Annotated in this window: 14 protein-coding genes and 1 pseudogene; 11 read left to right on the plus strand and 4 right to left on the minus strand. The window is 55.2% G+C overall.

Annotated elements, in window-relative coordinates; genetic code table 11:
• Nucleotides 1–3: 3 nt before the first annotated feature.
• Nucleotides 4–1,290, plus strand: coding sequence for a threonine synthase (gene thrC / locus O1721_RS07075; protein ID WP_015572626.1), 1,287 nt, complete (start codon nucleotides 4–6; stop codon nucleotides 1,288–1,290).
• A 248-nt stretch (nucleotides 1,291–1,538) separates the two neighbouring features.
• Nucleotides 1,539–1,826, plus strand: a complete 288-nt coding sequence (locus O1721_RS07080) for a DUF2502 domain-containing protein (RefSeq protein WP_015572627.1) — start codon at nucleotides 1,539–1,541, stop codon at nucleotides 1,824–1,826.
• Nucleotides 1,827–1,858: 32 nt separating this feature from the next.
• Here O1721_RS07080 and yaaA read toward each other — a convergent pair whose 3' ends face one another.
• Together yaaA and O1721_RS07090 are read right to left on the minus strand one after the other, a co-directional pair.
• A complete protein-coding gene (gene yaaA / locus O1721_RS07085; RefSeq protein WP_032647189.1) occupies nucleotides 1,859–2,632 on the minus strand; it encodes a peroxide stress protein YaaA in 774 nt (257 codons plus the stop codon).
• Nucleotides 2,633–2,698: 66 nt separating this feature from the next.
• The gene (locus O1721_RS07090) at nucleotides 2,699–4,132 is read right to left on the minus strand and encodes an alanine/glycine:cation symporter family protein (RefSeq protein ID WP_023303057.1); all 1,434 of its coding nucleotides are present in this window, start codon (nucleotides 4,130–4,132) and stop codon (nucleotides 2,699–2,701) included.
• A gap of 262 nt (nucleotides 4,133–4,394) precedes the next feature.
• Between O1721_RS07090 and tal the strand changes: the two genes are divergently transcribed.
• The 3 genes from tal (at nucleotide 4,395) to O1721_RS07105 (ending at nucleotide 7,491) form a co-directional block, all read left to right on the plus strand.
• Nucleotides 4,395–5,348 (plus strand): transaldolase, encoded by a 954-nt coding sequence (tal, locus tag O1721_RS07095; protein WP_003856481.1) that lies wholly within the window; start codon nucleotides 4,395–4,397, stop codon nucleotides 5,346–5,348.
• A 110-nt stretch (nucleotides 5,349–5,458) separates the two neighbouring features.
• Complete coding sequence (gene mog, locus O1721_RS07100) at nucleotides 5,459–6,046, plus strand: molybdopterin adenylyltransferase (RefSeq protein ID WP_017383820.1); 588 nt, start codon at nucleotides 5,459–5,461, stop codon at nucleotides 6,044–6,046.
• Between the two features lie 122 nt (nucleotides 6,047–6,168).
• A complete protein-coding gene (locus O1721_RS07105) occupies nucleotides 6,169–7,491 on the plus strand; it encodes an MFS transporter (protein WP_023295901.1) in 1,323 nt (440 codons plus the stop codon).
• Here O1721_RS07105 and satP read toward each other — a convergent pair.
• Complete coding sequence (gene satP / locus O1721_RS07110; protein WP_003856474.1) at nucleotides 7,468–8,034, minus strand: acetate uptake transporter; 567 nt, start codon at nucleotides 8,032–8,034, stop codon at nucleotides 7,468–7,470. The two genes, O1721_RS07105 and satP, sit on opposite strands and share 24 nt — an antisense overlap.
• 296 nt (nucleotides 8,035–8,330) lie before the next feature.
• Between satP and dnaK the strand changes: the two genes are divergently transcribed.
• The 4 genes from dnaK (at nucleotide 8,331) to nhaR (ending at nucleotide 13,784) form a co-directional block, all read left to right on the plus strand.
• Nucleotides 8,331–10,244, plus strand: a complete 1,914-nt coding sequence (gene dnaK / locus O1721_RS07115) for a molecular chaperone DnaK (RefSeq protein WP_006810169.1) — start codon at nucleotides 8,331–8,333, stop codon at nucleotides 10,242–10,244.
• 87 nt (nucleotides 10,245–10,331) lie between these two features.
• On the plus strand, nucleotides 10,332–11,477 hold the full coding sequence (gene dnaJ / locus O1721_RS07120; RefSeq protein ID WP_014830600.1) for a molecular chaperone DnaJ: 1,146 nt from the start codon (nucleotides 10,332–10,334) through the stop codon (nucleotides 11,475–11,477).
• 172 nt (nucleotides 11,478–11,649) lie between these two features.
• Complete coding sequence (gene nhaA / locus O1721_RS07125; protein ID WP_032647192.1) at nucleotides 11,650–12,825, plus strand: Na+/H+ antiporter NhaA; 1,176 nt, start codon at nucleotides 11,650–11,652, stop codon at nucleotides 12,823–12,825.
• A 59-nt stretch (nucleotides 12,826–12,884) separates the two neighbouring features.
• Nucleotides 12,885–13,784 carry a transcriptional activator NhaR gene (gene nhaR, locus O1721_RS07130; RefSeq protein WP_017694543.1) on the plus strand — a complete coding sequence of 300 codons (900 nt, stop codon included), beginning with the start codon at nucleotides 12,885–12,887 and terminating at the stop codon, nucleotides 13,782–13,784.
• 58 nt (nucleotides 13,785–13,842) lie between these two features.
• Here nhaR and rpsT read toward each other — a convergent pair whose 3' ends face one another.
• Complete coding sequence (rpsT, locus tag O1721_RS07135; RefSeq protein ID WP_003856458.1) at nucleotides 13,843–14,106, minus strand: 30S ribosomal protein S20; 264 nt, start codon at nucleotides 14,104–14,106, stop codon at nucleotides 13,843–13,845.
• 115 nt (nucleotides 14,107–14,221) lie between these two features.
• Between rpsT and O1721_RS07140 the strand changes: the two are divergent.
• Together O1721_RS07140 and ribF are read left to right on the plus strand one after the other, a co-directional pair.
• Nucleotides 14,222–14,427: pseudogene (locus O1721_RS07140) on the plus strand (DUF2575 domain-containing protein); the annotation flags it as partial.
• 7 nt (nucleotides 14,428–14,434) lie between these two features.
• The gene (ribF, locus tag O1721_RS07145; protein ID WP_003856456.1) at nucleotides 14,435–15,361 is read left to right on the plus strand and encodes a bifunctional riboflavin kinase/FAD synthetase; all 927 of its coding nucleotides are present in this window, start codon (nucleotides 14,435–14,437) and stop codon (nucleotides 15,359–15,361) included.
• Nucleotides 15,362–15,374 lie beyond the last annotated feature (13 nt).

Below are 15,374 nucleotides of genomic sequence, written 5' to 3' on the forward strand. Positions count from 1 at the left end.
CGAATGAAACTCTACAACCTTAAAGATCATAACGAGCAGGTCAGCTTCGCGCAGGCGGTAACGCAGGGGCTTGGCAAAAATCAGGGGCTGTTCTTCCCCCACGACCTGCCGGAATTTCAGCTGACCGAAATCGATGAGCTGCTGAAGCAGGACTTTGTCACCCGCAGCACCAAAATTCTGTCTGCCTTTATCGGCGACGAAATCCCGCAGGAGCTGCTCGAAGAGCGCGTGCGTGCGGCGTTTGCTTTCCCGGCGCCGGTGAAGCAGGTGGAGCCTGACGTTGGTTGTCTGGAGCTGTTCCACGGCCCGACGCTGGCGTTCAAAGATTTCGGCGGTCGCTTTATGGCGCAGATGCTGACCCACATTAGCGGCGACAAACCGGTGACCATTCTTACCGCGACTTCAGGCGATACCGGAGCGGCGGTGGCCCATGCGTTCTACGGCCTGAAAAACGTCCGCGTGGTGATCCTCTATCCGAAAGGCAAAATCAGCCCGCTTCAGGAAAAACTATTCTGCACCCTTGGGGGCAACATTGAAACCGTGGCGATCGACGGCGATTTCGATGCCTGTCAGGCGCTAGTGAAGCAGGCCTTCGATGACGAAGAGCTGAAGGCGGCGCTGGGGCTGAACTCTGCCAACTCCATCAACATCAGCCGTCTGCTGGCGCAGATCTGCTACTACTTCGAAGCGGTGGCGCAGCTGCCGCAGGACGCGCGCAATCAGCTGGTGGTTTCCGTGCCAAGTGGGAACTTCGGCGACCTGACGGCAGGCCTGCTGGCGAAATCACTCGGCCTGCCGGTGAAGCGCTTTATCGCCGCCACCAACGCCAACGACACCGTGCCGCGTTTCCTGAAGGACGGAAAATGGGCGCCGAACGCGACTCAGGCCACGCTCTCCAATGCGATGGATGTGTCACAGCCTAACAACTGGCCGCGTGTGGAAGAGCTGTTCCGCCGTAAGGTCTGGCGTCTGGGCGATCTGGGTTACGCAGCGGTGACGGACGAAACCACTAAAGCCACCATGCGCGAGCTGAAAGCGGTGGGCTATACCTCTGAGCCGCACGCGGCGATTGCCTATCGTGCCCTGCGCGATCAGCTTCAACCGGGTGAGTATGGCCTGTTCCTCGGCACCGCCCATCCGGCCAAGTTCAAAGAGAGCGTGGAAGCGATCCTGGGGGAAACGCTGCCGCTGCCAAAAGAGCTGGCCGATCGCGCCGACCTGCCGCTGCTGTCTCATGAGCTGCCCGCAGACTTTGCCGCGCTGCGTAAGCTGATGATGACCCGAGCGTGATTGTGCTGCCCGGTGGCGGCTTCGCCTTACCGGGCCTACAACGGCGAACTCATCGTAGGCCGGGTAAGCGCAGCGCCACCCGGCTTTTTTGTGAAGAAATTAAGGAGAAAAACAGCAGGAAAAAAGCAGAAATTCCCAATAAATGCGGTCACTTAGCGTTTAGGATTGCAGAGAATAACATCCCCCGTCCCCATCACGTACTCTCCTTACATCGGCCCACGTTGGGCAAGAAGAATAAGGAGTCACCTATGTCTACACTGAAACCTGCACTTATCGCGCTTTCACTGATGCTGGTCGCTCCCATGGCGGTGCAGGCAGCTGAGATCACCCTCGTGCCAGCGGTAAAACTGCAAATTGGCGATCGGGATAATAACGGGCACTACTGGGATGGCGGCCGCTGGCGCGACCATGACTGGTGGAAAGCGCACTATGACTGGCGCGATAACCACTGGCGTCCGCACGATGAACATCGCGATCGTGACGATCACCACCGTCATGACGATCGTCGCCCGGGCCCGGACCGGAAGCACCATTAACACAAACCCCGCCAGCTGGCGGGGTTGTCTTTTTATTGCTCGTGACGCTTAAACACCAGCTCGTTTTTTCCTGACGATGCCTCGTCGAAAAAATACCCTTCACTGTTAAAGCCAGTGAGCTGCTCTGGCTTCGTCAGACGGTTTTGAATGATGAAGCGGCTCATCAGACCGCGCGCTTTTTTGGCGTAGAAGCTGATCACTTTAAATTTGCCGTTTTTCTCGTCGAGGAATACCGGCTTGATAATGTCCGCATCCAGCTTTTTCGGCTTCACCGATTTGAAGTACTCATCGGAGGCCAGGTTGATCACCACGTTGTCCCCCTGGGCTTGCAGCGCCGCGTTAAGCTTGTCGGTAATGACATCGCCCCAGAACTGGTACAGATCTTTACCTTTGGTGTTTTCCAGGCGGATACCCATCTCCAGACGATACGGCTGCATCAGATCCAGCGGTCGCAGCACCCCGTACAGGCCGGATAACATGCGCAGATGCTGCTGGGCAAAATCGAAATCGGCTTCGCTAAACGTTTCTGCTTGCAGGCCAGTGTAGACGTCACCTTTGAAGGCCAACAGCGCCTGGCGGGCGTTGGCGGGCGTGAAGTCAGGCTGCCACTCATGAAACCGGGTGGCGTTCAGGTCGGCGAGTTTATCGCTGATGCTCATCAGCGAAGCGATTTGCGGAGCCGAAAGCTTACGCGCCTCGTGGATCAGCTGTTGCGAGTAGTCCAGCAATTCCGGCTGGGTATAACGCTCAGTGGCGAGCGGGCTCTGGTAGTCGAGCGTTTTGGCAGGTGAAATCAGAATCAGCATATCCAGTCCTTGCAGGAAATTTAGAGCGACTTTAACAAAAAATCGCCCTGAATTGATCGATAGCTGTTATTGCCGCGGCAAATCATCCCAGGTGCCAGGGGCAATTTGTGACTCGATTTCGGGATAGCGTGAAGCGTCAAAGACGGGCTGTACGCCGAGCTTGCGCTGACGCAGATAATCGCGCGCGATCAGCGCCACAACCGGTGAAAGCAGCAAAATGGCCGTCAGGTTCGTGATGGCCATCAGCGCCATAATGACGTCCGCTATTTGCCAGATCATCGGCATGCTGAGCAGGCAACCTACAAACACCATCGCCAGCACGCCCGCGCGAAGGATGTTGCGGGCCAGACGCGAGTCAACTTTCAGGAAGATAAGGTTGTTTTCGGCATAGATATAGTTCACCGCAATGGAACTAAAGGCAAAAAGTCCCACGACAAGTGCGACAAGGCCCGCGCCCCAGCTGCCGACGAGGGAGACCAGCGCCTGTTGTACCCAATGAATGCCTGCCGTACTACCGGACGGTTGTTCAGCGGCACCGGCCAGCAGCATTATCATCGCGCTGGCGGAGCAGATAACAATGGTGTCTGTGAAGACGCCAATCATCTGTACAATGCCCTGCGCGGCGGGATGTGGGGGCCAGGATGCGGCCGCTGCGGCGGCATTCGGCGTGGAGCCCATTCCCGCTTCGTTGGAGAACATCCCCCGCTGAAAACCCGCAGTGAGTGCCTGGCTAAGGGTGTAACCCAGCGCGCCGGAAGCCGCTTCGCGCCAGCCGAACGCGCTTTGGAAAATGGTGACGATGACGTTCGGCACCTCGTCGATATGTATCGCGCATACCATCAGGCTGGTGGACACCCACAGCAGCGCCATCAGCGGAACCAGCCACTGCATCAGGCGGGCAACCCCTTTGAGCCCGGTCACAATGGTCAGCAGGGTGAGAAGGGCAAGCGCGCCGCCCGTCAGCCACTCCGGACAATTGAAGGCAAAGCGCAGCGCGTGGGCGACGGAATTTGCCTGAACGGTATTGAAAATAAGGCCATAGGCAATCAGCAAAAAGATCGAGAACAGAACGCCCATCCAGCGCATTCCCAGCCCGCGAGCCATATACCAGGCGGGACCGCCGCGAAACTGACCTTTGCCGTCTTTTTCTTTGTAGAGTTGCGCAAGCGAGCATTCAGCAAAGGAGGTGGCCATACCGATAATCGCCGTCACCCACATCCAGAATACCGCGCCCGGACCGCCCGCGCCGATCGCCAGCGCGACACCGGCCAGGTTACCGCTGCCGACGCGCGCGGCCAGGCTGGTACAGAGCGCCTGAAACGAGGTCAGGCCGCCCGGCTGTGGGGTGACGCTGTTTTTCAGACTTCTGCCAAATTTGCGGATATAGCGAAACTGAATCAGACCGCTGCGCCACGTAAACCAGATACCTGCTCCTGAAAGCAGGTATATCATGATCGAACCCCAGAGGACTTCGTTGATAAAGAAAAAGAAATCAGGCACTAACGTCCCTCTTGTTGATGCCAAAGTGAATATGTAAGCGCTACCACTGATTGTGCATGCTGTTACTTAGCAGCCTGTTAATATTCTGAGTTTATCATACTCTGCCTAAGCGCACTGTCTGCGGTTGCGCTGCCTCTCACTCGTGTTATCATCAGGGCAGACCGGTTACATCCCCCTAACAAGTAAACCTGTCATTTTTCCGCTGCTGGCAAGCTGTCGGTAGTGTGAATTATCCAGGGCACGTTAAAAGAGAAACACTATCATGACGGATAAATTGACCTCCCTTCGTCAGTTCACCACTGTCGTCGCTGACACCGGAGATATCGCGGCAATGAAGCTGTACCAGCCGCAGGATGCCACAACCAACCCTTCTCTGATCCTTAACGCCGCGCAGATCCCTGAGTATCGCAAACTGATCGACGAGGCGGTGACCTGGGCAAAAGCACAGAGCAATGACCGCGCGCAGCAGGTTGTGGATGCTACTGACAAACTGGCAGTGAACATCGGTCTGGAAATCCTGAAGCTCGTTCCTGGCCGTATCTCTACCGAAGTTGATGCTCGCCTGTCCTACGACACCGAAGCGTCTATCGCAAAAGCAAAACGCCTGATCAAACTGTACAACGATGCGGGCATCAGCAATGACCGTATCCTGATCAAACTGGCGTCTACCTGGCAGGGCATCCGCGCTGCTGAGCAGCTGGAAAAAGAAGGCATCAACTGTAACCTGACTCTGCTGTTCTCCTTCGCGCAGGCGCGTGCATGTGCCGAAGCTGGCGTATACCTGATTTCTCCGTTCGTGGGCCGTATTCTGGACTGGTACAAAGCCAACACCGACAAGAAAGAGTACGCGGCGTCTGAAGATCCAGGCGTGATTTCAGTGACTGAAATCTACGAATACTACAAACAGCACGGCTATGAGACCGTTGTTATGGGCGCAAGCTTCCGTAACGTCGGCGAAATCATCGAGCTGGCTGGCTGTGACCGCCTGACCATCGCTCCTGCGCTGCTTAAAGAGCTGGCAGAAAGCGAAGGTGCTATCGAGCGTAAACTGTCCTACACCGGCGAAGTGAAAGCACGCCCTGAGCGCATCACCGAGTCCGAGTTCCTGTGGCAGCACAACCAGGATCCAATGGCCGTAGATAAACTGGCGGACGGTATCCGTAAGTTTGCTATCGACCAGGAAAAACTGGAAAAAATGATCGGCGACCTGCTGTAATCATTCTGCGTGACCGGGTTCCCGGTCACGCCTCTTTCCCCCGCCTCTGTCTGAATTTTCTCTCTGCGTGTATCATTCCCTTTAATCAGTACTTTTTGAATGGAATGGATATGAATACCTTACGCATCGGCTTAGTGTCGATTTCTGACCGCGCCTCCAGCGGTGTTTATCAGGATAAAGGCATCCCTGCTCTGGAAGAGTGGCTGGGCAGCGCGCTCACTACCCCGTTTGAGATCCAGACTCGCCTGATCCCGGACGAGCAGCCGATCATCGAGCAAACCCTGTGTGAACTGGTGGATGAGATGAGCTGCCACCTGGTGCTGACGACGGGCGGAACCGGCCCCGCGCGCCGCGATGTAACGCCGGACGCGACGCTGGCTATCGCCGATCGTGAAATGCCGGGCTTCGGTGAGCAGATGCGCCAGATCAGTCTACACTTTGTCCCGACGGCCATTCTTTCCCGTCAGGTCGGGGTGATCCGCAAACAGGCGCTGATCCTGAACCTGCCGGGGCAGCCGAAGTCGATAAAAGAAACGCTGGAAGGGGTGAAAGCCGAGGACGGCAGCGTTATCGTCCACGGTATCTTTGCAAGTGTACCGTATTGTATACAACTGCTTGACGGTCCGTACGTGGAAACTGACGGCAATGTGGTAGCAGCATTTCGCCCTAAAAGCGCTCGCCGCGAAACAATCTCCTGAAATTCTTTAAAATGTGACATTAGCGCCAGCCGCTGTAGCGTGTAAATGGATTTACGATATAGTAATTTTTTCTTTACGATTACTGTAAAAAATAATCCACAATACATGCACAATGGTTCGCTATGTCACATAACACCCGACCTCTGAATCGACAGGACTACAAAACCCTCACGCTCGCTGCTCTGGGCGGAGCGCTGGAGTTTTACGACTTCATCATCTTTGTCTTCTTCGCCGCCGTTGTGGGGGCGCTGTTTTTCCCGGCGGATATTCCGGAATGGCTGCGTCAGGTACAAACCTTCGGCATTTTCGCTGCCGGCTATCTGGCGCGCCCGCTGGGCGGCATTGTCATGGCGCACTTTGGCGATCTGGTTGGGCGCAAGAAGATGTTTACCCTCAGCATCCTGCTTATGGCCGTGCCGACGCTGGCGATTGGGCTTTTGCCTACCTATGAGTCGATGGGCATTATCGCCCCGTTATTGCTGCTGCTGATGCGTATTCTCCAGGGCGCGGCCATCGGCGGGGAAGTACCGGGCGCCTGGGTGTTTGTCGCTGAACACGTCCCGGTGCGCCGCATCGGCATTGCGTGCGGAACGCTGACCGCAGGGCTGACGATCGGGATCCTGCTTGGCTCCGTGGTTGCAACCATCATCAATACCAGCATGACGCAACAGGCCGTTCACGATTGGGGCTGGCGTATACCGTTCCTGCTGGGCGGGGCGTTTGGGCTGGTGGCAATGTACCTGCGACGCTGGTTGCAGGAGACGCCAATATTTCTGGAAATGCAGCAGCGGAAGGCGCTGGCGCAAGAACTGCCGGTGAAAACCGTAGTAGTGCGGCATAAAAAAGCGGTAGTGGTGTCGATGCTTCTGACCTGGCTGCTGTCTGCGGGGATCGTGGTGGTCATTTTGATGTCGCCGGTCTGGCTGCAAAAACAGTACGGTTTTGCGCCTGCCGTGACGTTACAGGCGAACAGTATCGCGACAATTATGCTCTGCTTTGGTTGTCTGGCCGCCGGGCTGGCGGCGGATCGTTTCGGCGCAAGCGCGACCTTTATTGTCGGCAGTTTGCTTCTCGCCGCGTCGAGCTGGGCATTTTATCATCTTGCGGGCACCCATCCTGAACAGCTGTTCCTGCTGTACGGTGTCGTCGGGCTGTGCGTGGGCGTCGTTGGCGCCGTACCGTACGTAATGGTCCGCGCCTTCCCGCCGGAGGTACGCTTCACTGGGATCTCTTTCTCTTATAATGTCTCGTATGCCATTTTCGGTGGGCTGACCCCGATTGTGGTGACGGTGTTGATGGGGGTGTCACCCCTTGCACCTGCGTGGTACGTGCTGGCGTTATCGCTGATGGGACTGGTTTTGGGGGTGTGGCTTCGCCAGTCAGAGGGACGTCGTGCCCGCGACGCGGGCACGACAGAGGGATCAGTGTTTTTCACCAATAGGTAGAATGGTGCGGTCGAACTGCTCGTTCAGCACTTCACCCATGGCCAGGTAGATTGCGCTTGCGCCGCAAACCAGACCTACCCAGCCGGCAACGTGAACGATGCCTTCGTTATCCGCCAGGTGACCGATGGCCAGCAGAGCGAACAGTACGGTCAGGCTCAGGAAGACGAATTGCAGTGCGCGGTTCGCCTTAAGGGTACCGAAGAACATGAACAGGGTGAACACGCCCCACAGTCCCAGGTACACGCCCAGGAAATGGGCGTTTGCCGCCTCTGCCAGGCCCATTTTAGGCATCAACAGAATTGCGACCAGAGTCAGCCAGAAGGAACCGTAAGAGGTAAATGCGGTTAAGCCGAAGGTGTTGCCTTTCTTATATTCCAGCAGGCCCGCAAAGATCTGTGCGATACCGCCGTAAAAAATGCCCATCGCCAGGATAATGCCGTCCATCGGGAACATCCCGATATTGTGCAGGTTCAGCAGAATGGTGGTCATGCCAAAACCCATCAGGCCCAGCGGAGCCGGATTAGCCAACTTAGTGTTGCCCATAAGTCCTCAAAAAAATCATCATTAATATGGTGAAATGGTTAAACCCGCGCCAGTTCTACCTGACGGGGCGCGGCATCATAATGGGCGGCATCGACGCCGTCTATGATCTCACCGGGGTGAAATTAAAAAATTTTTTATCCTTCCCCCTTGATGGATGCTGTTGTGACCCCATCTTGTAAGCAACCGCAGTGTGTGGACCTGAAAAAAATCAAATCTGGGCAGTTGAAAAAGCACGTTCTGCCCTTATTACAGGTACACAACCACATGTTGACTGAATTTTTAGTGGAGACGTTTAGATGGGTAAAATTATTGGTATCGACCTGGGTACTACCAACTCTTGTGTAGCGATTATGGATGGCACTACTGCACGTGTGCTGGAGAACGCCGAGGGCGATCGCACCACGCCTTCTATCATTGCTTATACCCAGGATGGTGAAACTCTGGTTGGTCAGCCGGCTAAACGTCAGGCCGTGACAAACCCGCAAAACACCCTGTTTGCGATCAAACGCCTGATTGGCCGCCGCTTCCAGGACGAAGAAGTTCAGCGTGACGTTTCCATCATGCCTTACAAAATCATCGCAGCCGATAACGGCGATGCATGGCTTGATGTGAAAGGCACCAAAACGGCACCTCCGCAGATCTCTGCTGAAGTGCTGAAGAAAATGAAGAAAACCGCGGAAGATTACCTGGGTGAACCGGTAACTGAAGCTGTTATCACCGTACCTGCTTACTTCAACGATGCTCAGCGTCAGGCAACCAAAGATGCTGGCCGTATCGCAGGTCTGGAAGTAAAACGTATCATCAACGAACCAACCGCAGCAGCACTGGCTTACGGTCTGGATAAAGAAGTTGGCAACCGTACTATCGCGGTTTACGACCTGGGTGGTGGTACCTTCGATATCTCTATTATCGAAATCGACGACGTTGACGGCGAAAAAACCTTCGAAGTTCTGGCAACCAATGGTGATACCCACCTGGGTGGTGAAGACTTCGATACCCGTCTGATCAACTACCTCGTTGACGAGTTCAAGAAAGATCAGGGCATTGACCTGCGTAACGACCCGCTGGCCATGCAGCGACTGAAAGAAGCCGCTGAGAAAGCGAAGATCGAGCTGTCTTCCGCTCAGCAGACCGACGTGAACCTGCCGTACATCACCGCAGACGCGACCGGTCCAAAACACATGAACATCAAAGTGACCCGTGCGAAACTGGAAAGCCTGGTAGAAGACCTGGTGAACCGTTCTATCGAGCCACTGAAAGTTGCATTGCAGGACGCTGGCCTGTCCGTGTCTGACATTCAGGACGTTATCCTGGTAGGTGGTCAGACTCGTATGCCAATGGTTCAGAAGAAAGTGGCTGAGTTCTTTGGTAAAGAGCCACGTAAAGACGTGAACCCGGACGAAGCGGTTGCTATCGGTGCTGCGGTTCAGGGTGGTGTTCTGACGGGTGAAGTAAAAGACGTACTGCTGCTGGACGTTACCCCGCTGTCTCTGGGTATCGAAACCATGGGTGGCGTGATGACTCCGCTCATCAACAAAAACACCACTATCCCGACGAAACACAGCCAGGTGTTCTCTACCGCTGAAGACAACCAGTCTGCGGTAACCATCCATGTGATTCAGGGTGAGCGTAAGCGCGCGGCGGATAACAAATCTCTGGGTCAGTTCAACCTGGACGGTATTAACCCGGCACCACGCGGCATGCCACAGATCGAAGTCACCTTCGACATCGATGCTGACGGTATCCTGCATGTGTCTGCGAAAGACAAAAATAGCGGTAAAGAGCAGAAGATTACCATCAAGGCATCTTCTGGCCTGAACGAAGCGGAAATCGAAAAAATGGTTCGTGATGCCGAAGCTAACGCGGAATCCGACCGTAAGTTCGAAGAGCTGGTTCAGACCCGTAACCAGGGTGACCATCTGCTGCACAGCACCCGTAAGCAGGTTGAAGAAGCGGGCGATAAACTGCCAGCGGAAGACAAAACTGCGATCGAAACTGCACTGAGCGCGCTGGAAACGTCTCTGAAAGGCGAAGACAAAGCGGACATCGAAGCGAAGATGCAGGAGCTGGCACAGGTTTCTCAGAAGCTGATGGAAATCGCTCAGCAGCAGCACGCACAGCAGCAGGCGGGCGCTGATGCTTCCCAGAACAACGCGAAAGACGACGATGTTGTCGACGCTGAGTTCGAAGAAGTGAAAGACAAAAAATAATCGCCCTGATGCAGGGTAAGTAATCGGCACGGGCGTAGGAGAATTCTCCACGCCCGTGCTCGCATGTTAAGGGGCTTAAAAAAACCAATGGCAAAGCAAGACTATTACGAGATTTTAGGCGTTCCGAAAACTGCGGAAGAGCGTGAAATCAAAAAGGCGTATAAGCGCCTGGCCATGAAATTCCACCCTGACCGTAATCAGGGTGACAAAGAGGCTGAAGCCAAATTTAAAGAGATTAAAGAAGCCTACGAAGTCCTGACCGATGCACAAAAACGTGCGGCCTATGATCAGTACGGTCACGCGGCCTTTGAACAGGGCGGCATGGGCGGCGGTGGATTTGGTGGCGGCGGCTTCGGCGGCGGCGCTGATTTCAGCGATATCTTTGGTGATGTATTTGGCGATATCTTCGGCGGCGGACGTGGTCGTCAGCGCGCGGCGCGCGGCGCAGACCTGCGCTACAACATGGAGCTGACGCTTGAAGAAGCGGTTCGCGGCGTCACCAAAGAGATCCGTATTCCGACGCTGGAAGAGTGTGACGTTTGCCACGGCAGCGGCGCGAAAGCGGGGACTCAGCCACAGACCTGCCCAACCTGTCACGGTTCCGGTCAGGTGCAGATGCGCCAGGGCTTCTTCGCGGTGCAGCAGGCCTGTCCGCACTGTCATGGTCGCGGTACGCTGATTAAAGATCCGTGCACCAAATGCCACGGTCACGGTCGCGTGGAGAAAACCAAAACGCTGTCCGTTAAGATCCCGGCAGGCGTGGATACGGGCGACCGCATCCGTCTGGCAGGTGAGGGTGAAGCCGGCGAGCACGGCGCACCGGCAGGCGATCTGTACGTTCAGGTTCAGGTGAAGCAGCACGCCATCTTCGAGCGTGAAGGTAACAACCTGTACTGTGAAGTGCCGATCAACTTTGCGATGGCGGCGCTGGGTGGCGAAATCGAAGTGCCGACGCTGGACGGTCGCGTTAACCTGAAAATCCCCGGCGAAACCCAGACCGGGAAGCTGTTCCGCATGCGCGGCAAAGGCGTTAAATCCGTTCGCGGTGGCGCGCAGGGTGACCTGTTATGCCGCGTGGTCGTGGAAACGCCGGTCGGCCTGAACGATAAGCAGAAACAGCTGCTGAAAGAGCTTCAGGAGAGTTTTGGCGGCCCGACGGGTGAGAAAAACAGCCCGCGCTCCAAAAGCTTCTTCGATGGCGTCAAAAAATTCTTCGACGATTTAACCCGCTAACCCGCCAGCTGGTTACTATCCTTTAAAGCCCGGAAGCAATTCCGGGCTTTTTGTTTATAGCGTTATTCCTCGGTTAAACTGAATATATACCCAATATTAATCTGTTTTTACCGATCTGTTTGCGCTGATATTATGGTTTTACCGAGGTATTGTTGTAAAAGAGAGTTTAAACGTGAAATTACTACACCGTTTCTTTAGCAGTGAGGCATCCGGCGGCGTCATCCTGATTATTGCTGCTGCGGCCGCTATGCTGCTCGCCAATATGGGCATGACGCGCGATTTCTATCACGCATTTCTGGAAACGCCCGTCGAGCTGAAAGTCGGGGCGCTGGAAATTAACAAGAACATGCTGCTGTGGATCAACGATGCGCTGATGGCGGTGTTCTTCCTGCTGGTGGGTCTGGAGGTTAAACGTGAGCTGGTGATCGGTTCGCTTGCCAGCCGTCAGCGCGCGGCGTTTCCGGTGATCGCGGCGTTTGGCGGGATGATCGTTCCGGCGTTGCTCTTTCTCGCGTTTGCGTGGCAGGATCCGGTTGCGCGTGACGGCTGGGCGATCCCGGCCGCAACGGATATCGCGTTTGCGCTCGGGGTCTTAGCCTTGCTCGGTAGCCGCGTCCCGGTAGCACTGAAAATTTTCCTGATGGCGCTGGCGATTATCGATGATCTGGGCGCTATCGTGATTATCGCGCTGTTCTACACCAGCGATCTGTCGGTTCTGTCGCTGAGCGTGGCGGCCGTGGCTATTGCGGTGCTGGCGTTGCTGAACGTCTTCAACGTCCGACGTACGGGTATTTATATTCTGGTGGGCATGGTGCTGTGGACGGCGGTGCTGAAGTCTGGCGTGCATGCCACGCTGGCGGGCGTCATCGTTGGCTTCTTTGTTCCGCTGAAGGAGCAGGACGGCAAATCGCCTGCCAGACAGCTGGAGCATGTGCTTCATCCGTGGGTGGGCTTTATGATCCTGCCGCTGTTTGCGTTTGCCAACGCGGGTGTTTCCCTGGCCGGGGTTACCCTGGACGGACTCACCTCCGTGCTGCCGCTGGGTATCATCGCCGGTCTGTTTATCGGTAAGCCGCTGGGTATCAGCCTGTTCTGCTGGCTGGCGCTGAAGCTGAAGCTGGCGTCATTGCCAAACGGAACCACCTTTAGCCAGATTATGGCCGTCGGCGTGCTGTGCGGTATTGGATTCACCATGTCGATCTTTATCTCGACGCTGGCGTTTGGCGCAAACGCGCCTGAGCTTATCGTCTGGGCAAAACTCGGCATTCTCATCGGGTCATTACTGGCCGCAGTCATTGGTTATACCTTGTTGAAGGTGAAATTGTCCGGACAGGCTGTCCAGGCATAACGGAAAACCGGGAGGAGGGGGCTCCTTCTCCCGATACACACTCAGGGAGAGAACACGCGATGTCTCATTTGAATTACAACCATCTTTATTACTTCTGGCACGTTTATAAACAGGGCTCGGTCGTGGGGGCGGCAGAAGCGCTTTACCTGACGCCACAAACCATTACCGGGCAAATCAAAGCCCTGGAAGAGCGGTTACAGGGCAAGTTGTTCAAGCGCAAGGGCCGTGGGATTGAGCCCAGTGAGTTGGGCGAGCTGGTGTTCCGCTATGCGGATAAAATGTTCACCCTGAGCCAGGAGATGCTGGATATCGTCAATTACCGCAAAGAGTCTAACCTGCTTTTTGACGTGGGGGTGGCGGATGCGCTGTCCAAACGGCTGGTGAGTGGCGTGCTGGATGCGGCGGTGGTGGAAGATGAACAGATCCATTTACGCTGCTTTGAGTCCACTCACGAGATGCTGCTGGAACAGCTGAGCCAGCATAAGCTGGATATGATTATTTCGGATTGCCCTATCGATTCCACGCAGCAGGAAGGCTTGTTCTCGGTGAAAATTGGCGAATGCGGCGTCAGTTTCTGGTGCATCAATCCGCCACCGGAAAAACCGTTTCCTGCCTGCCTGGAAGAGCGCCGCTTGCTGGTGCCGGGTCGGAGGTCCATGCTCGGACGGAAGCTGCTGAACTGGTTTAACTCGCAGGGGCTGAACGTAGAAATTCTCGGTGAGTTCGACGATGCGGCGCTGATGAAAGCCTTTGGCGAAGCGCATAACGCTATCTTCGTTGCTCCGACGCTGTACGCGCACGATCTCTATTCAGACGACAAAATAACCGAGATCGGCAGGGTGGATAACGTGATGGAAGAGTATCACGCCATATTCGCCGAAAGGATGATTCAGCACCCGGCGGTGCAGCGAATCTGCAATCGCGACTATTCGGCGCTGTTTACGCCGCCGGTAATCTGAAGACATAAAAAAACCCGCGTTAAGCGGGTTCTTTCAAACAAGCAACAACAAGTGGCGATTAAGCCAGTTTGTTGATCTGCGCGGTCAGGTTTGCTTTATGACGCGCTGCTTTGTTTTTGTGGATCAGACCTTTAGCAGCCTGACGATCCACGATTGGTTGCATTTCGTTAAATGCGTTCTGCGCTGCAGCTTTGTCGCCAGCTTCGATAGCTGCGTATACTTTCTTGATGAAAGTACGCATCATAGAGCGACGGCTTGCATTGTGCTTACGAGCCTTTTCAGACTGAACGGCACGTTTCTTAGCTGATTTGATATTAGCCAAGGTCCAACTCCCAAATATGATCTATGTGGACAATTCAAAGGCCGAGGAATATGCCCTCTATACCTTCTTTTGTCAATGGATTTGTGCAAATAAGCGCCGTTAATGTGGCGACGCTACGTTACGTAGTGATGGCGCAGGATTCTACCAGCTTGTCGTTCGTGAATACAGCTTTTCGGCGTAAAAATCGCAGTTCGCGGACAGATTTTTTTGCTGCGAAAGGTCAGCGTGATGAAATCATACGGCTTTCTGTTTAGCGTGAACAATCGCCGGTTAACCTTAACCGCTGTACAAGGTATACTTTGGCGATTTTCACTGTTTTGAGCCAGTCATGAAGCTGATACGCGGCATACATAATCTCAGTCAAGCCCCGCACGGGTGCGTGCTGACCATTGGTAATTTCGACGGCGTGCATCGTGGGCATCAGGCGCTGTTGCAGGGATTGCGTAAAGAAGGCGAGGCGCGAGGCCTGCCCGTCGTGGTGATGATTTTCGAGCCTCAGCCGCTGGAGCTGTTTGCAGGCGAGAAATCCCCCGCGCGGCTGACGCGTCTGCGTGAGAAGTTACGCTACCTGGCGGAGTCAGGGGTGGACTACGTCCTGTGCGTACGGTTCGACCGTCGTTTTGCCGCGCTGACCGCACAAAATTTTGTCAGCGACCTGTTGGTCAGGCAGCTTGGCGTGCAGTTTCTCGCCGTGGGCGATGATTTCCGCTTTGGCGCTGGTCGTCAGGGCGATTTCTTGTTATTACAGAAGGCTGGCCTGGAGTACGGGTTTGACGTCACCAGCACGATGACCTTCTGTGAGGGCGGCGTGCGCGTCAGCAGCACGGCGGTACGTCAGGCGCTGGCGAACGATGAACTGGACACGGCAGAAACGCTGCTGGGTCACCCGTTCACAATTTCAGGTCGCGTGGTCCATGGCGATGCGCTGGGCCGCACGATAGGTTTCCCGACGGCGAATATACCGCTGCGTCGTCAGGTCTCCCCGGTTAAAGGGGTCTATGCGGTGGAAGTGGCAGGACTGGGCGAGAAGCCTTTCTACGGCGTCGCCAACATTGGCACACGTCCAACGGTTGCCGGTGTGCGTCAACAGTTAGAAGTACACCTGCTGGACGTTGTAATGGACCTGTATGGTCGCCATATAGATGTGATACTGCGTAAAAAAATACGCAATGAACAGCGATTCGCTTCGCTGGATGAACTTAAGGCGCAAATCGCGCGAGATGAATTAACGGCCCGCGAGTTTTTTGGGCTTTAGAACCGGCTTAACT

This window comes from Enterobacter cloacae complex sp. HYC033_NIDB, assembly GCF_056673335.1.